At 57.5% G+C, this 16,858-nt stretch carries 14 protein-coding genes and 1 pseudogene; 13 read left to right on the top strand and 2 right to left on the bottom strand.

The annotated features are described in order from the left end of the window. Positions 1 to 26: 26 nt before the first annotated feature. From LMTR3_RS16995 to LMTR3_RS16965, 7 genes are all read left to right on the top strand, one after another. A complete protein-coding gene (locus tag LMTR3_RS16995) occupies positions 27 to 521 on the top strand; it encodes an acyltransferase (RefSeq protein ID WP_065746221.1) in 495 nt (164 codons plus the stop codon). Positions 522 to 651: 130 nt separating this feature from the next. Beyond that, a complete protein-coding gene (locus tag LMTR3_RS16990) occupies positions 652 to 1,761 on the top strand; it encodes a DegT/DnrJ/EryC1/StrS family aminotransferase (protein ID WP_065746220.1) in 1,110 nt (369 codons plus the stop codon). A 74-nt stretch (positions 1,762 to 1,835) separates the two neighbouring features. Next, the gene (locus LMTR3_RS16985; protein ID WP_065746235.1) at positions 1,836 to 2,831 is read left to right on the top strand and encodes an NAD-dependent epimerase/dehydratase family protein; all 996 of its coding nucleotides are present in this window, start codon (positions 1,836 to 1,838) and stop codon (positions 2,829 to 2,831) included. Positions 2,832 to 3,071: 240 nt separating this feature from the next. Then, positions 3,072 to 3,929, top strand: a complete 858-nt coding sequence (locus tag LMTR3_RS36570) for a glycosyltransferase family 2 protein (RefSeq protein ID WP_084029677.1) — start codon at positions 3,072 to 3,074, stop codon at positions 3,927 to 3,929. Between the two features lie 217 nt (positions 3,930 to 4,146). Beyond that, entirely contained in the window at positions 4,147 to 4,662 is a 516-nt protein-coding gene (locus tag LMTR3_RS16975) for a glycosyltransferase family protein (RefSeq protein WP_245319922.1), read from the top strand. Further along, on the top strand, positions 4,659 to 5,171 hold the full coding sequence (locus LMTR3_RS16970; RefSeq protein WP_065746218.1) for a glycosyltransferase: 513 nt from the start codon (positions 4,659 to 4,661) through the stop codon (positions 5,169 to 5,171). The genes LMTR3_RS16975 and LMTR3_RS16970 overlap by 4 nt, the downstream gene beginning before the upstream one ends. 51 nt (positions 5,172 to 5,222) lie before the next feature. Continuing rightward, a complete protein-coding gene (locus LMTR3_RS16965; RefSeq protein ID WP_065746217.1) occupies positions 5,223 to 6,362 on the top strand; it encodes a DegT/DnrJ/EryC1/StrS family aminotransferase in 1,140 nt (379 codons plus the stop codon). A 98-nt stretch (positions 6,363 to 6,460) separates the two neighbouring features. Here LMTR3_RS16965 and LMTR3_RS16960 read toward each other — a convergent pair whose 3' ends face one another. Further along, positions 6,461 to 7,759: a glycosyltransferase family 4 protein gene (locus LMTR3_RS16960; protein ID WP_065746233.1), complete on the bottom strand. Its 1,299-nt coding sequence runs from the start codon at positions 7,757 to 7,759 to the stop codon at positions 6,461 to 6,463. 277 nt (positions 7,760 to 8,036) lie between these two features. On the opposite strand from LMTR3_RS16960, the gene LMTR3_RS16955 reads away from it, so the two are divergent. The 4 genes from LMTR3_RS16955 to LMTR3_RS16940 all read left to right on the top strand — a co-directional run bounded on the left by LMTR3_RS16955 (position 8,037) and on the right by LMTR3_RS16940 (position 13,065). After that, a complete protein-coding gene (locus tag LMTR3_RS16955) occupies positions 8,037 to 9,590 on the top strand; it encodes a class I SAM-dependent methyltransferase (protein ID WP_065746216.1) in 1,554 nt (517 codons plus the stop codon). Between the two features lie 66 nt (positions 9,591 to 9,656). Continuing rightward, positions 9,657 to 10,823: a glycosyltransferase family 4 protein gene (locus LMTR3_RS16950; protein ID WP_065746215.1), complete on the top strand. Its 1,167-nt coding sequence runs from the start codon at positions 9,657 to 9,659 to the stop codon at positions 10,821 to 10,823. Beyond that, positions 10,820 to 11,545, top strand: coding sequence for a polysaccharide deacetylase family protein (locus LMTR3_RS16945; RefSeq protein ID WP_065746214.1), 726 nt, complete (start codon positions 10,820 to 10,822; stop codon positions 11,543 to 11,545). The genes LMTR3_RS16950 and LMTR3_RS16945 overlap by 4 nt, the downstream gene beginning before the upstream one ends. A gap of 173 nt (positions 11,546 to 11,718) precedes the next feature. Continuing rightward, positions 11,719 to 13,065, top strand: coding sequence for an O-antigen ligase family protein (locus tag LMTR3_RS16940; protein ID WP_176721928.1), 1,347 nt, complete (start codon positions 11,719 to 11,721; stop codon positions 13,063 to 13,065). Positions 13,066 to 13,126: 61 nt separating this feature from the next. Here LMTR3_RS16940 and LMTR3_RS16935 read toward each other — a convergent pair whose 3' ends face one another. Further along, complete coding sequence (locus LMTR3_RS16935; protein WP_065746212.1) at positions 13,127 to 14,038, bottom strand: hypothetical protein; 912 nt, start codon at positions 14,036 to 14,038, stop codon at positions 13,127 to 13,129. A gap of 687 nt (positions 14,039 to 14,725) precedes the next feature. Here LMTR3_RS16935 and LMTR3_RS16930 point away from each other — a divergent pair. Next, the gene (locus LMTR3_RS16930) at positions 14,726 to 15,763 is read left to right on the top strand and encodes a glycosyltransferase family protein (RefSeq protein WP_065746232.1); all 1,038 of its coding nucleotides are present in this window, start codon (positions 14,726 to 14,728) and stop codon (positions 15,761 to 15,763) included. A 758-nt stretch (positions 15,764 to 16,521) separates the two neighbouring features. Then, positions 16,522 to 16,858, top strand: a pseudogene (locus LMTR3_RS16925) (Ig-like domain-containing protein); the annotation flags it as partial.

Genomic DNA, 16,858 nt, shown 5'->3' with positions numbered 1-16,858 from the left:
GGTTGTGAAGAGCTTGGAGATAGCAGATGCCCATCGCGAAGGACGTGCAACTCGGTCGCGACGTCCGAATATTCCATCCGGATCTCGTTAATCTCTACGGCTGCTTGGTCGGAGACGACACAAGGATAGGAACTTTCGTGGAAATTCAGATCGGCGCGAAAATCGGCGCGCGCTGCAAAATATCTTCGCACAGCTTCATCTGTGAAGGCGTGACCATCGAGGACGAGGTTTTCATCGGCCATGGCGTGATGTTCACCAACGATAAATATCCGAGGGCCGCCACTGCGGACGGCAAGCTGCAGGGACCAGCAGACTGGAAGGTGGAACGAACTCATGTCGGCCGCGGGGCATCCATTGGCTCCAACGCCACCATTCTTTGCGGTATCACGATCGGCGCCGGGGCCATCGTGGGTGCCGGCTCCGTGGTGACAAGGGACGTTCCACCACAGGCCATTGTTGCTGGCGTACCCGCGCAGGTTCGAGAGCCGCGCCACGTCGCAATGGAATCCGCGGACCGTTAATCAAGGATTAAATTCAACCTAAATTCCCCTGTGCGGCTATTTTCATTGCCCCGTTTGTATGATTTAATTTGTCGAAAATAATGGTTTAAATGAATTTAATGGATCGGGCTCGCCCGGCGAGGATAACCAATTGATACCTTTTCTGGATCTGAAGGCTCAATATCGCCAAATCAAGCCACAGGTTGATGCCGCGGTTTTGCGGGTCATCGACAGCGCTCAATTTGTTCTGGGACCGGACGTTGCCGCCTTTGAGGATCGCTTTGCGGCCTATTGCAACGTTGATCATTGCCGCGCGGTCAGTAGCGGAACCTCGGCGTTGCATCTTGCGCTGCTCGCGGCCGACATCGGGCCTGGCGATGAGGTGATTACGGTGTCGATGACGTTCGTCGCTACGACAGCAGCGATCCTGTACTGCGGTGCCAAACCGGTCTTTGTCGACGTTGATCCGGCCTCCTGGACAATGAACCCGGCTCTAATAGAGGCCGCGATTACGCCGCGAACAAAGGCGATCCTGCCCGTGCACTTGCACGGACTGATGGCGGACATGGATCCGATCATGGAGATTGCTCGCCGCCACGGCCTTGTCGTCATCGAGGACGCGGCACAGGCTCATGGTGCGGAATACAAGGGCCAGCGCGCCGGATCGATCGGCGATCTCGGCTGCTTCAGCTTTTATCCCGGCAAAAATCTGGGAGCGTACGGGGAGGGCGGGGCAGTAGTTACCAACAGTCCGGACCTCGCACGGCGAATTTCGCTGCTACGTGATTGGGGCCAGGAATCCAAGTACAATCATGTCATCGCCGGCTACAATTTCCGCATGGATGGCATTCAGGGCGCCGTGCTGAACGTCAAGATGAACCACCTCGAATCCTGGACCGAGGGACGCCGGACGGTGGCTACGCAATATGACTCTCTGCTGGAGAAGCTTCCGTTCGAACGTCCCCGAGCGCCGACCCACAGCCGGCACGTCTACCATGTGTATGCGGTGAGGCTGCCTCGGCGCGACGAGACGCTGAAGGTGCTGCAGGAAGGCGGGATTGGCGTGGGCATTCACTATCCCGTTCCGGTTCATCTGCAGAAAGCCTACGCGAACCTTGGCTGCCGCGCGGGCGACTATCCTGTCACTGAGCGGCTGGCGAACGAATTCCTCTCGCTGCCGATCTATCCGGAACTTCAGCCGGATCAGGTTGCAGAGGTCGTGGCTCAGCTACAGAGGGCGGCAGTCGTCGAGGCTGCCTAAGGCATCCCGGTCGAAGCAAACGTCATGCACGTCTGCTTGCCGAGACCAAACAATAGGAGGGCATCTTGGCTGATCTGAAGGGTAGGCGCATTCTGGTTACGGGCGGAGCCGGCTTTATCGGTTCGCATATCATCGACCTTCTGTGCAACGAAGGCTGCGCCGAAATCGTTGCGCTCGATAACATGGTGCGAGGGCGGCCGGAAAACCTCCGGCGCGCCGTCTCGCGCGGGCCCGTGCGTCTGGTTCACGGTGATATCCGCGACCGTGAGCTCATGGCAGGGCTGGTGCAGGCGGCGGACATCGTCTTTCATCAAGCAGCACTTCGCATCACCCACTGTGCGGCCGAGCCGCGCCTTGCCATGGAAGTCATGGTCGACGCAACCTTCGATCTCCTGGAACTGTGCGTCGAGCACAATGTCGAAAAAGTCATCGCTGCGTCCTCGGCATCGGTGTACGGCATGGCGGAGGAGTTCCCGACGACGGAGCGCCAGAATTCCTACGACAACCGTACCCTTTATGGGGCGGCCAAGGCCTTCAACGAAGGGCTGTTGCGCACGTTTAATGAAATGCACGGGCTCGATTACGTCGCCTTCCGTTATTTCAACGTCTATGGCGACCGCATGGACATCCATGGCCGCTATACCGAGGTCTTGATCCGCTGGATGGAGCGCCTGGAAGCCGGCCTACCCCCGATCATCTTCGGCGATGGTCAGCAGACCATGGATTTCGTCCATGTTCGCGATGTTGCGCGCGCAAATGTTATGGGAGCGAAGGCAAAGCTTACTGATCAGGTATTCAATGTCGCGAGCGGGACCGAGACCAGTCTGCTTCAGCTTGCTACGACCCTTGCATCAGTGATGGGGCATCGGGGTCTGACGCCGGAATTCGCGCCGGAGCGATCGGTCAATCCGGTGCCGCGCCGTCTGGCCTCAACAGGGAAGGCCGAGCGCCTGTTAGGCTTCCGCTCGAGTGTGCCGCTCGAACAGGGACTTGCCGATCTTGTGAAATGGTGGCGGGCCGAACGCGGATCGCTCGTGGCAACCCATCAGAGGGAGACGGTGGCTTCGTGATATCGAAAGCACTGTCGCCGCTCGCGGATGAGGAGGCAAACGCCTCCCGTGCGGCGGTGCTGTCGGGATGGGTGTCGCGAGGTTCGCAGGTGGATTTCGCAACGCTGTCAATGCAACGTTTACCCGCGCCGCACCCGCGCAAGGTCACATGGTGAGGCTGAAGCAGTGCCTTGAGGTTGACCGAAGCTATGGCAGCCTCAAAGACGCACTCAAATTTAATCCACTTCGAGCTGGCTAGCCATGATTTCGATCGTCGTCCCAGCCCATAACGAGAGTTCCGTGATTGCACGGACCTTGAATCCATGGGTCACCAACTCTTCGGGCGAAATCGGCGTGGTCGTCGTTTGTAACGGGTGTGTAGATGACACCGCGAACGTCGCCCGGCGCTTCGGTCCAACCGTCCATGTTGTCGAATCGGATATCGCAAGCAAAACAGATGCCCTGAACTTGGGAGATCAAATTTCAGGCGTGTTTCCGCGGATCTATGCTGATGCCGATATTGTTATTACCGTTGATGCTATTCGAGCTCTCGCAAGACGCCTGGAGCAAGGCGACGTTTTGGCGGTGGCACCCACACCCCATATCAATCTGACAGGCTGTTCCTGGCTCGTTCGTAAATATTACGGAATTCGGTCACGGCTGCCATCTTCGCGCGAGGGGATTGGTGGGTCCGGCGTCTACGCCTTATCCGAGGCGGGGCGTAGGCGATTTGGACAGTTTCCTCACGTCATTGCTGACGATACCTATGTTCGCCTTCAGTTCAAACCAGAAGAGCGAGAGACGCTGCCATACGCGAGGTCCACGGTATTCCCCCCACGTACTGTGCTGCATCTGATCGCAGTCAGAACTCGTGCCTATAGGGGAACATTCGAGCTCGCCCGGCGCTTTCCAGAGCTGCGCGTGAACAAAGGGGAAGGCAATAATCGGACGCTTATTGCATTGTTCAAAAAACCTCATTTGTGGCCCGGATTGTTAATTTATTGTGCTGTCAACATTGCTGCCCGGTGCAGGGCGACCATAGATTTGCGAAGTGGAGTTCATCGCTGGCAACGCGACGAGACTTCCCGCACAGCGCTATCGGCAGATTCACTTAAATGAACGCGTAAATGAGTGCGCAAGCTCGGTGTTCGATCGAGCTGATGAAATCGGCCGCGCGTTTACTGCAGAGAAATATCTTGATTTTAAATAATGCGGCCTTTATTTTGAATATTGAAATTTAAACTAAATAAATTAAATGCAGGGATCCGCGGGCACGAGCCGAAATCCGACCCGCCGGGGCCCATGCGAGTCTCGCAGCGTTTTAGGAGGCCAGCCGATGTTTCGGAGCACGGTCTTTCACCGCAAGGGGTTGCGGAATAACAGCACGCTACAGTCGCGCAGCGTTCGCACAAAATTGCTGGCGGTCTCTTCGGGCGGAGGGCATTGGGTGCAGCTATTGCGTATCAAACGCGCTTTCGAGAATTGCGAAGTCACGTTCGTCACAGTCCATGAGTCATATCGCGCGCAGGTGCCAGGCCATAAATTCTACCTGGTCAATGATGCCAACCGCTGGACTAAGATCGCGCTATTGAAGGCTGCGGGCAGGTTGGCCTGGATCGTTTGGAATGAAAAGCCCGATATCGTGGTTTCGACCGGTGCGGCTCCGGGATACCTAGCGCTGCGGTTCGGACGAATGATGGGTGCGCGCACCATCTGGCTCGACAGCATCGCCAACGTCGAACGGCTTTCGATGTCGGGAGACAGAATTGGTCGTTGCGCTGACCTCTGGTTGACCCAGTGGCCTCACCTGGCGAGACCTAATGGACCCCATTACACAGGCTCGGTGCTATGATTTTCGCGACAGTCGGAACGCAGGGGCAGTTTGACCGTTTGATTCGAACAATCGACGAGTGGGCCGGCGCGCACGGAAGAACGGATGTCTTTGCGCAGACGGGCCCATCAGACTACCATTCCAAACATATCCGCGCAGAGCGGTTTATCGATCCGACCGAATTTCGGAAACGCGTCGAAGCGGCAAGCCTTGTGATTTCCCATGCCGGAATGGGCTCTATTATTACGGCTCTCGAGCTTGGAAAGCGGATCATAGTCATGCCTCGTCGGGCGAGTCTGGGCGAACACCGCAACGACCACCAACTCGCAACCGCAAAGCGCTTCGCTGAGCAAGGCTGCATCATGGTTGCTTTCACCGAACATGAGTTGGTCGATAAGCTGGATCAACACCAGATCTCCGACGAGCCCGAGCGGCTCAGCGCGCTAGCGTCGCCACGGCTCATATCTACAATTCGGACATTTATTGAGACCGGCCGCATTCGTTTCGAGAATAGAGACATTTCGTCGTAGGCCAGAGCTAGGTAAAACGTTGATACCCCATAGACAAGAGGCGCTGGCTTCATGATCCCGATCGCAAAACCGTGTCTCGACGAGACTGAAGCCGATGCCGCGCGCGAGGTCGCTCTATCCGGCTGGATATCGCAAGGGCCGCAGGTGGCGGCCTTCGAGCGCGAATTCGCCGCAATGGTTGGCGCGCCTCACGCAGTTGCGGTGTCAAATTGCACCACTGCGCTGCACCTCGCACTGCTTGCCCTGGGCGTCGGGCCCGGCGACGAGGTGATCACCGCAAGCCACTCCTTCATCGCAAGCGCCAACAGCATCCGCTACTGCGGCGCGACCCCGATCTTTGTCGATATCGATCCTGCCACCTACAATCTGGATCCGAAGCGCGTGGCCGAGGCCATTACCGAACGCACCCGTGCGATCCTGGCCGTTCACCAGATGGGCATGCCGTGCGATCTGACCTCACTTGTCGCATTGGCAGATCGCCATGGTGTTGACCTGATCGAGGACGCCGCCTGCGCAATCGGTAGCCAGATCAACATCCATGGCGATTGGGAGTTCATCGGGAAGCCGCACGGAGCGATGGCTTGCTTCTCCTTCCACCCTCGCAAGGTCATCACGACAGGCGAGGGCGGCATGTTGACGACGTCCGATCCCGATCAGGACCGCAAGCTCAGGCTCTGGCGTCAGCATGCAATGGACGTGCCCGACACGGTGCGGCACGGCTCACCGCAAGTCATCTTCGAAAACTACCTGTTTGTCGGCTTCAACTATCGGATGACGGACATGCAGGCTGCCATTGGGCGAAAACAGCTCGAACGGCTTCCTGATTTGATCGCGCGTCGGCGCGCACTCGCGGCCCGCTACAGCGAACTCCTGGGCAATTTGGAAGGATTGATCCTGCCGCACGAACCGGAGTGGGCCCGATCCAACTGGCAGAGCTACTGCGTGCGCCTGCCGGACCGGGTCGATCAGAGAACGCTGATGCAGAACCTTCTTAATCAAGGCATTGCCACCCGACGCGGGATCATGTGTGCGCACCGCGAGGCGCCCTATGCAAGCGGTGAGCAGCGCCACGATTTGCGTCAATCCGAACTCGCGCAGGATCGCGCGATCTTGCTTCCGATCTACGCACAAATGGCCGAGGGGGATCAGGTGCGTGTCGCAAACGCGTTGAGATCCGAGCTGGGGTACTGAGAACCCTCCGCTTCCTCCTCGCTGCACTGACATCTCCGAGCGAGGCGTGAGGGCGCCGGCATTTGATATGCACTGGCGCGGAACGTTCATATGCGGGGCTATTTTGTACTCGCACGTTCACCTGAGAGAGACAGCATCTCGCTATGCTTACCGTTCGCAAGGACTGCGGCTATCAGGTCGCGGGCGTTACTGTCCTCAGTCGATGCCTTGCCAACCCATCGTTGATATTTTCGCCCGATTTTGCTGCCGATCAATCCAGCGGAGACATGGACGATGTCCGAAAGCACGCGCTCGAAAAGCTCGGGGTTCCGCATTGTGGACGAGTACAGGTTCTCGATGACTTCGGCTGCATGATTCAGGCTAAATCGTTGCTCCGCCAGCCGGCGGCCAAGAAGCCCCAACTCGCAACGCAGCTCCTGCGACCTGACAAGCCGCTCGAGCGCCATGCGCAGCGCCGGTGCACCCGTTCCGAACGAACCGGATCCGAGACCATACCATCCTTGCTGCAGAAAGACCGGTGCACTTTCGGGCGTCAGCAACTCGCTGAAGCCTTCCTCGCCGATGACCACAAGGGGCTTTCCGAACGCCATTCCTCGCAATGCCGAGCCACCTTGGCCGATGATCACGTCCGCCGCAGCGTAGGCAGGGCGTGGATCGGCCATCTCGCCGGCCATCAGCACGACTTTGTAACCAGCAGTCGCATTGACCTCTTCGGCACGTCTGCCCACATCGCCGCGCGCCGGGCCGTCACCAACGATCATCAGCCGCACCCGATGGCCCGCCACCGCCAGCTCACGAACTGCATCGCAGGCTGACAATAGACCCTCGAGTTTGAGGTCTGGCACCAGCCGGCAAACCATGGCGAGAAGGACTTCATCCGGCTCGACACCTTGATCAGCGCGAAAGCTCCTCCCGTCGATGGACGGATTGTCGGCTCTTGTATCCACCGGTGGCTCCAGCAGCTCGACGTGCCGGTGCCCGGCGTCAATCGCTGCCCGACGGATGAGCTCGGTCCCCACCGTCAACGGCACATTGCGGGGCAAGAAAGACGCCACGGACATCGACATCACAGTCCCGACGACGGCAGTGCGATGGGCCACCCTTCCGCCGAGGAAGGCCTCGATGATGGGAGGCCACTCATATCCGTGTACCACGTCAATACGGCGACGCTGCACCAGGTGGCCGATCATGCGGATCACTTTCGGAGATGGCCGGCCCCGTTGCGCCGGGAGCTCGATGTGTTCGAGCGCCATTTTTCTTACTCGTTCCACCAGCGGGCCGGCCTCCGAAAGCACGATCACTTCGTGCCCCCGATCGCGGATCGACCCGGCCAACTGAATAGCGTTGAGCTGCGAGCCCCCCAGTTCCATCGAATGAGGGTAGAGAAGCACCTTCATGCCCGTTTCGCCTTTGATCCACCGGGAGAACGCCAACCAGCCATATGTCCGGGATAATAATCGCGCTCGCCAGATAATTCACCGCAATATTAATATTGGCTATCAAATTATCCTATGATGCTGTTTTTTCGGAGGTAAGGCAATCCATTCTGTATTATATTATTAAATATGACGTATTATTAAGATAGGTTTATTTTGCTGCGGCACCAGGCGAGAGCGATCACTGGCGTCGCGAGATCGATCATGGTTCGGTTTCGAAGAAGGAATTATTTTCGACATGACTGCGCTTCATGAAGACGGCCGGGACGCGTCGCTGAGAGTTCTCGTAGCGCTGGCTAGTTATGGCACTTCCAACGACCGGTACCTGGCGCGGCTGATTCGCGAATACCGGTCCATGCCATTCGACATCGACATCGTCGTCCTCTCAAATATCGACAAGTCCGGTCGGGGCGTCGAATGTCGCGTGGGCACCCCAGCCAAGAATCCCTGGTCACTGCCTTTTGCGCACAAGCCGCTGTTCGCCGAGCGGGCCAACAAATACGACCTGTTCATCTATTCCGAAGACGACATCCTGATAACCGAAAAGAATCTTCGGGCCTTCCTGGAAGTCACTGCGGTGCTTCAACAGGACGAAATTGCGGGATACTTGCGAATAGAAAAGGGATCGGATGGCGAAGAGAACTACCCCGACATCCATGAAAATTTCCATTGGGATTCGACCTCGGTCCGTTCCAGAGGCCGCTACACGCTCGCCCATCTCACTAACGAGCATGCGGCCTGCTATGTGCTTACACAGGCCCAGCTCAGGACGGCTATCCAGTCGGGAGGCTTCCTGGTGGATCCATACGAGGGCAAATACGACCTTCTTTGCACGGCGGCGACAGACCCATACACGCAATGTGGTTTGAAGAAGTTTGTTCCGGTTTCTCACGTCGACGACTTCACCGTTCATCATCTGTCCAACAAGTATGTCGGCCGGGTCGGCATCAGCGCGGCCGAACTGAGAGATCAGACCGAGGCGCTGATCCGGATTGCTGAACGGTGCAAGACGCCATCTCCGCTGTTCAACACGGAGACGAAGCTGTCGCGTGGGCTTTACTCGAAGGACTATTATGAGCCCGTCAGTGAAGAGGTCATTTCCGCAATTCCGCCAGCGGCGCGCAGTGTCTTGTCAATCGGGTGCGGATCGGGAGCGACGGAGAAAAGACTGATCGAACGAGGATTGCGCGTCGTTGCGATGCCCTTGGACCCCGTCGTCTCCAGCGGCGCCGCCGCCCGTGGCGTCGAAATGATCTATGGAGATATCGACGAGCTGGCGACACTTGCGCACGGAGAAAAATTCGATTGTATCCTGTGCTTGAACGTCCTGCATCTAGCACACGATCCCGTAGTAGCGTTGTCCACGTTGAAGGATTGCCTAAGCGACAGCTCGAGTGTGATCATTCAAACACCGAGCATGCTTTCTCTTCGAACCATCCGACAGACGTTCCGCGACATGCCCGTTCTTCTTGGAAAGGGCTACTCCTCGACCGGGGTGCATTTGAGTACGGCTCGCGCGGTGAAGAGCTGGTGCACCAGGGCAGGGATGAAAGTGAATCGGACGATCGGGACATTGAATCGCCAGGAAACAAGCAGGCTTGGTAGGATCGCGTCGGCGGTCGGTGATTTCCTTCCCGCGCCGCTTGCAATCTCGATGGCAACATCCATCGTCGTGTCGGCGAGACGGTTGCCGGATGAGCGCAGTCAGCTTGCATCCCAGAGCATTCGCGCACACGACACCAGGAGAGCTTTGTCATCCAGTGAAGGCGAAAGTCGAACAGCTCATTTCTAGCTGATCCGCGCAACTCACAAGTTTGCCACTCCCCGTATCGGTGACTGCCTTGTGTAAAGGAACAGAATGAATCAGAACCACATCTCCGGCAGCCAGGTAGCGCGGCGAATTGCGTTCGCCACGATCGGCGATGCGAGCGAGGTCAGGTTCTGGTCAGGCACTCCATTTCACATGTCGAAATCGCTCGCCAGCAAAGGTCACGAGGTGGTTCATATCGGTCCCCTGAGCGCGCCGATCCTGCCTCTGTACAAGGCGTACTCCAAACTTTGCCGTACCTTTCGCACGCGGGGCCTTTCTCCATTCCATGCGGAGCCTGTCGTTGCACAATATGCAGCGGACGCCGCGCGCAAAATCAGCGCCGTCTCGCCCGATGTCGTCTTCGCGCCTGCCGGATCAACCTTTGCTTGGGGTGTGCCTAAGGGCGTTCCGCTCGTGTATGCGTCCGACGCGACCTTTCGGCTTGTCGAGAATTATCATCCTAACTATCGGAACCTGTCACGCGCCGCACGGGAGATCGCTGAACGCCTGGAACGCGACACAATCGCGCGCGCGGATCTGGTCCTCTACCCGTCTGAATGGGCCGCCGAATCTGCGGTTAGGGATTACGGCGCCGACCCTGCGCGGGTGCATGTCATTCCTTGGGGAGCCAATCTCGAAGAGGCGCCCGATCGTGCCTCTGTGTTTGGACGCCGCAAGTCGGGTCCGTGCCGGCTCCTCTTCATCGGCGCCAATTGGGAAGAGAAGGGCGCAGACATCGCGATTGGGGCCCTCGCTGAACTAAGGGACAGGGGCGTGGAGGCGGAGCTAGTGATTTGCGGATGCACTCCGCCCGGGCCTGTCACCCAGGATGGCCTGACGATCATCCCTTACCTCGACAAGAATGATCGTGAACAGCGCAACCAACTGGATCAACTCTATCGCGACGCGGATTTCTTTCTGTTGCCAACCCGGGCAGATTGCTACGGTATCGTATTTTGCGAGGCGGCGGCACATGGCGTACCGAGCATTGCGCCAGCGACTGGTGGCGTGCCCAGCGCTATCCGCGACGGGGAGACAGGCATCTTGTTGCCGCCGAATGCGACGAAGGGGGACTATGCGACGGTCATCTCCGAGATTTTTGCAAACCCGGACCGGCTGGCACGCCTGCGACAATCGAGCCGCGGCGCCTTCGAGGCCCGACTGAACTGGCAAGCCTGGGGCCGGCGTGTCTCAGATCTGATAGAAACTCTATGATTGTCCTGAACTATCACGAGCTGGTGGATGCCTCGCCCTCGAATGCGTGGTGCCTGACGCATGAAACATTCGATGCGCATCTTGCGCTTTGGGGGGACAGGCTGGTCTCGCCTCAGAGATTTCTGGAGCAATGCCCAGATCCGAAAGCCAGCCGCACCGGTGCGGTCCTACTCACCTTCGACGATGGATTTCTTTCCGACTACACGCATGTCTATGCTCGTTACGTGAAGACCGGTCTGATTCCGGGCTTCATGTCCTTTATCCCGGTAAATTTCGTTGGATCGCCGGGACACATGAGCTGGGAGATGATTGAGGAACTTGGCAGGGGTGGCGTTGCGATTGGCTCACATGGCATGGCCCACGTCGATTTGACCACTGCCTCGGATGCCGAACTTGATCGCGAGCTTAGGGGTTCGAAATCGATGCTGGAGGACCGCCTTGGCCGACAGGTTACTCTTTTCGCCTTCCCATACGGGCGCTTTTCCCGGCGGGTTTGGGACGCAGCTCTGAAGGCCGGCTATGCGCACCTCTTTACAATCCAGCTTGGGTATCATCGCGGGTTCGAATCCTTTCTCTATTCCCGCCTTTGTCTGACGAACAACATGGATGCCGAATACATGCGCCAGCACTTGCTCGATCCGGATGCGAAGCGCGGCGTTGCCTGGAAGATCAGCACGAACCTGGGGCTCTATCGCCAACTGATGCGCTGGCGGTATCGGTAGCGTCATCGGGCCATCGCTCTGAAGGTGGCCTTAACTCTCCCCGGTGCCGATGTGCCTATTCGGCTTCCAGCGTCAATTCGCAATGATGGCCAAGACTTTCGTTGTCTCGGCCGACCATCGCGCGCTACTTTTGCATCGAGACGGCGAGGACATTGACATAGCGGATGGTGACCGTGGAAAGCATTGCAACAAGGGCGCTTAGTCAGGCCGAAAGGTCGCGAGCTTCTGCCGGCGGACAAGTGGCGGCGCAGTCGACGCGGAGCCGGAGGACCTCTGCGCTCATTCCAATCTTCGTTTTCTCGCTGGCCCTGCCGGTTATTTTCTACATCGGCCCGACACGCTTGTCCCCCTACCGGCTGGTGCTGGTACTGACCTTCATTCCGTGTTTGATGGCTTGGCTTTCTGGATCGGTTGGGCGAACACGGCTGCCGGACATTTTTATGCTGTTGGCGGCGATATGGGGCGCGATCGCTTTGGTTAGCACTCACGGCATCGACAAGGGTCTGCAATCCGCAGGCATATTTGTTATTGAGACATTCGGAACGTTCCTGTTCGCAAGACGATACATTCGAGATATCTTCGCGTTTCAGCGGATGGTGAGGTCTCTCGTGTTCATGGTCCTTTTCCTTCTGCCATTTGCACTGTACGAGAATGTCGCAGGCTCGCCGATCTTAATTGAATTGTTCGGCAAGATCTTTTCCGTTTACGATATCGTTGGCAGTGAAGCGAGATTCGGACTTAGACGAGCTCAGGGCTCCTTTGAACACTTCATTCTGTTTGGCATCGTTTGCTCAAGTGCGTTCGCCTTGAGCTTTTATGTGTCTGGTGCCACCGCGCGGCTGGGGGGTCGATTAAGCTCGGGTCTTGTGGCAATGGCGGTCGCCACTTCCCTTTCCTCGGGGGCAATTCTGTCGCTTGTCGTCCAGGCAATGCTGATCGGTTGGGACAAGGTCACGAAGAGCGTCGCGCGACGTTGGGGAATATTGGCCGCAATTGCAATTGGTGCCTACTTTGTCGTGGACTTGAGCTCCAATCGCAGCCCTTTCGATGTCTTTATTTCATATCTGACGTTCAACTCGGACACTTCCTACATGCGCGTGCACATCTGGCACTACGGGACACAATCAGTGATGCACCACCCGATCTTTGGAATTGGCTTGAATGATTGGGTACGTCCGTCGTGGATGGGCGGCAGCATGGATAATTTCTGGTTGGTCACTGCCGTTCGCTACGGTATCCCCGGCTTCGTGTTCATGGCCGGCGGCTTTCTTTCGATTTGCTTCGGTCTGGGACGACTGAGAAACCTCTCATTCCAGGTGGCCCAATGCCGAAAGGGTCTGATTATCACGATTTGCGGACTGGCTTTCGCGGTCTGCACGGTCCACCTATGGGATGCTCCTTACGTCTTGATCATGTTCCTGCTCGGCAGCGGCATGTGGATGTTTGACCCCGGCAACAGGGCCGCTCCCGTCTCCGCCGAGGGCACTCAATCCCGTTGGGTCACTCGTCCCAGCCTGTGAAGCTGTTTGGGTTGCCTATCGAAGGGGGTGACTTCGCTCCCCTGACGAGCGCGCCAGACCCTCATGGCTGTTTGATGAGATCTCCAAGGACGAGCTCATCGCCCCGCCAGCTCGCCCAGCGGACGTTCTCCCACTGCTCAATGTTGATGCGCCGACCGTTGACCGCGTCGAATAGGTACGCTCCGTAGCGGAAGGAGCCACGCACAAAGTAGACGTTCTTCAGGCTCACCGAGGAGCCTCCGTCTGCCGGGATACGGAGTCCGTGATTGCCGCCCTCGAACAATACGTTCTCGAAGACGTGCGAGCCTTGCCAATTGTCGGCCGAGAAGTAGCCCGCGGTCGTTGCTCCGGCCATCTTGAACGTCGAGTTCTTGACCGTGACCGTGCCTGTAGATCCCGGGGAATAGCACTGCAACCCGTCCGCATGATCACTGCCGACCCCGGTAGCCGTGATATAGACCCACGTAAGATTGATATTGCCGCTGACGCAGCGCACGCCCTCTCGGGACTGAATGCGAACTCGCGTGAGACTACAGGAGCCTTTGCAAACAATCGTCGGCTCCCCCGAGTTCTCAACGATCGACAAGTCGGTTCGGGACGAACCCGGCGGCAACGTGATGCGACTAGCGCCGCTCGTGACGTTGGCATAGACGGGATCGTTAAAGCTCAACGGAACGCCGGCCGAGCTGGGCGCCGGATGAGGCATGGGGGCGGGCGTCGGGGAAGAAACGGTCGCCACAGGTATAGTTGCGGTAATCCCAAAGCTGCTGGGGCGCATCTCGAGCGCCTGCCCGGGGGAGGCCAAGGCGCGATTACTGCAAGCCTCCTCCGCCCTGTCAGCTCCTGTGTGCCCTGAGAGTTCCGCGCCCGAGGAATCACGGCACCTCCACAGCGCAGATTCTGTCGGGCTAACGGTGGATTGGACAAGAGCCAACCCTGCCGACAGCAGGGCCAGCGTCATCAAGTAGCGCATGAAAGCTCCAAAGCGGATTTTCTACCAAATCTTTGCAAAGCCATCCAGCCCGGATATTTAACGGCCGAAATACGCATCGTGGCGCTGAATAACAAAAGTCGTTATGCGGGAACGGGCTTCCCTTGGTTCGACGAACTTCCCGATGCAGGCAGAGTGTAAGGCAGAACGGTTTGATTTGATCGGCCGGAACGCCGCGAAGTACCCGTAGTTTTGTTGGACAAGCGATCACGTCGGGTGCCGGAGCTCTGCTGCTGCAGGCGACGGATCGGATGAGACTGATCGGGCGCCGTCTGATCGGAAACTACCCTCCATTGCCTACCTCGCGGGCCGCAATTGCGGTGGACAATCGTGGCCAGCTTGTTCTTTCTTGACCGAGAAATTGCGATTCGTAAGACTATGCTTATCGTATTCCGCGCCGCGAAGGGGGCAGAAAATCACCTATGTCGGCACGGAGCGGTTCAAGCTCGCTGGCCAAGGCGCCTGAACAAACCGCGTTGCCCCCGTATGGCGGGGTCGAGCAAAAGCGCGGCCATTTTGATTATTCGCCGACGTCTTTGCCGAGTTGAATGTGCATTAGTGGATCGCGACTTCTTCTCTGGGACGGGCTCAGCCGGCGGCCGCGTTCGAATGTGCTCAGGCCTTGCGTGGGCGATAATCGCTGATCGGCGTCGAGAGGGTATCTGGGCTATGTCAAACGCTAGCGTCAAACTCGCCATCATCATCGTCTCATACTGCAATGCCGATGATGTCGATCGCTGTTTGAAGTCGCTCGCTCGTTCGGATTACGATCACTTTGAAGTTCTCATTTGCGAAAATGGGGGTGAAGCAGCCTACGGGAGATTACTGGCTGCGCTGGTGGGATCAGATCGAACGCTGCAGCGAATTTCCGATGCGTCGGACACTCTTGACCAGCCGCAGAAACGATTGACCTCAGTGGCGAAATGCCGATTTCAGAATCGCGCAAATGTCGTCCGAGTTGGGCTCGCGACCGAGAACCTTGGTTACGGAGGCGGCGTCAACGCGTGGCTTGAGCCATTACTCGGCGCCCCTGGTTGGGGGGCAGTGCTTGTGCTGAATCCTGATACCGAAGTGGATAGCCGCGGCCTGGCTGAATTGATAGCCAAGTCTGCTGAGGGATTCGGTATGGTTGGCGGAAGCCTCGTCTTCGACGACACCCCCAATAAGGTCATCAATTACGGACTGCATTGGTCTCCTACGACGGGCCGTGTCATCGCCGTGGGAAGAAATGCGCCAGTTGGCAGTGCACCGTCGGTCGAGGATCTTGCCAGAATCGATGCGGTAAGCGGGGCGTGTGTTCTGGCAACGCGAGCGTTCGTCGAAGACGTCGGTCTCATGGCTGAAGACTATTTCCTGTATATGGAAGATCTGGATTGGGGACGTCGCCGGGGAAAGCACCGCATCGGCTTCGCGAGCAAAGCCATCATTCGCCACATTGGAGGAACGACTATCGGATCTGCCGTTACTCCCGAGAAGCGTTCGCATCTTTCGATCTATCTGTCTGCCCGCAACGGCATTCTCTATGCTAGGCGCTTTGCGGGATGGCGTTGGATCTGCCATTTCGGAGTCGGCCTATTGTTCGCAGCGCGATATGCGCTCAAAGGCTCCTTGTCGGCCGGACAAGTCGCTTTCGCGGGGTTGCTCGATGGTGCAAAAGGCAAGACCGGGCGTCCGGAGGCAGGGCTCGGGCCGCAACAGCCCGGCTGATCGGCGCGTCATCCCAATCGCGATCGACGGCACACCCACAGATCTGAGAACCTATGACAAGGCGGCAGCATCCCGATTGCTTTTCCATATCGGCAGTCAAAACGAAACTAGCACGATGAGTATGCTTTTGAATTTGGGAGCGATCGTCTCCCACGTGATATTCCTCTGGCCAGGAGCGCCTCTTTTTTGCAAAATAAAGCTGAGGGCACCTCTCAAATTGGCGGATGGATTTGGATGAGGCGAGACACCGGATATAGTATTTTTCTCCGTTTTAATTGAAGGCTCGTGCTTTGGAAGCTGTGAATCCGAAGAACCGCAAGCCATTCCCGCAAGTATCGGATCCTATCAAACTCCTTATTTCGACATTTACTCTGTGCAACAACTGCCAAGCTGCTGCAGTTTTCTCGCAATCAAATTAACTGAGCTGAAATTGTCGCTCCTTACGATGAAATCCACGGTTAGCGGTGCTGAGAACGCCGAATTTTTCATCATGTGGCTTTTTGAGCACACTGGGCGGATGCCTGAGTGAATTATAAGGAATTGCTGCCGCCTTAAATCTGTGCGGTGAGACTTTGGCCAGGTAGCTGGGAATTACCTTGGATGGGCCGTCATGTTGTCCCAAAAAAGCCTCTCCGGACCAAGACGAACGCTTCGGTGCTGCACCAATAAGTCGCAGCTTGGGGCACCTTCGCGCGGGGAATTTGAAATTGGGCGCACCCCTGGGGACCAACTGGATCGAACTACCAGGAGAAAACTAGATGGCAGCCATCCCTCTGAGCTGGAACGACCCGTTGTTGAGCGGGGTTACGAGTTCGAGTTCGGTCACGCTTAGAGATGGCGGGACGCTTTCGTACAAGAGCATTACGGACACTGGCTCCACGGCGTCCGTGGTCGGCCTTGGCTCGTTCAGCCTCGACCATGTCCGAATTAGTTCAAGGGAAGGTGTGCGCATTGGCGGTGACGGAGATGTCACCATCAGCAATTCGTACCTTGAATCGACGGGACAAGGGAGCGATCACGCCGATACTATTCAGATCTATGCCCCCGGCAGCACCGGGAATGTGACGATCACGAATACGACGATCGTCGCCCACA

Origin of the sequence: Bradyrhizobium sp. LMTR 3, from assembly GCF_001693485.1 — a bacterium.
In the GTDB taxonomy this organism is placed as follows: domain Bacteria; phylum Pseudomonadota; class Alphaproteobacteria; order Rhizobiales; family Xanthobacteraceae; genus Bradyrhizobium.
The sequence above is the reverse complement of the archived record's forward strand: the minus strand, read 5'-3'. Positions and strand labels throughout refer to the sequence as shown.

Bases quoted from the DNA above. Each gene is read 5' to 3' on its own strand.
- LMTR3_RS16960 (WP_065746233.1), bottom strand. From the start codon at position 7,759: ATGAAGGTGCTTCTCTACCCTCATTCGATGGAACTGGGGGGCTCGCAG.
- LMTR3_RS16975 (WP_245319922.1), top strand. From the start codon at position 4,147: ATGTTTCGGAGCACGGTCTTTCACCGCAAGGGGTTGCGGAATAACAGC.
- LMTR3_RS36570 (WP_084029677.1), top strand. From the start codon at position 3,072: ATGATTTCGATCGTCGTCCCAGCCCATAACGAGAGTTCCGTGATTGCA.
- LMTR3_RS16995 (WP_065746221.1), top strand. From the start codon at position 27: ATGCCCATCGCGAAGGACGTGCAACTCGGTCGCGACGTCCGAATATTC.
- LMTR3_RS16970 (WP_065746218.1), top strand. From the start codon at position 4,659: ATGATTTTCGCGACAGTCGGAACGCAGGGGCAGTTTGACCGTTTGATT.
- LMTR3_RS16945 (WP_065746214.1), top strand. From the start codon at position 10,820: ATGATTGTCCTGAACTATCACGAGCTGGTGGATGCCTCGCCCTCGAAT.
- LMTR3_RS16930 (WP_065746232.1), top strand. From the start codon at position 14,726: ATGTCAAACGCTAGCGTCAAACTCGCCATCATCATCGTCTCATACTGC.
- LMTR3_RS16935 (WP_065746212.1), bottom strand. From the start codon at position 14,038: ATGCGCTACTTGATGACGCTGGCCCTGCTGTCGGCAGGGTTGGCTCTT.
- LMTR3_RS16955 (WP_065746216.1), top strand. From the start codon at position 8,037: ATGACTGCGCTTCATGAAGACGGCCGGGACGCGTCGCTGAGAGTTCTC.
- LMTR3_RS16950 (WP_065746215.1), top strand. From the start codon at position 9,657: ATGAATCAGAACCACATCTCCGGCAGCCAGGTAGCGCGGCGAATTGCG.
- LMTR3_RS16965 (WP_065746217.1), top strand. From the start codon at position 5,223: ATGATCCCGATCGCAAAACCGTGTCTCGACGAGACTGAAGCCGATGCC.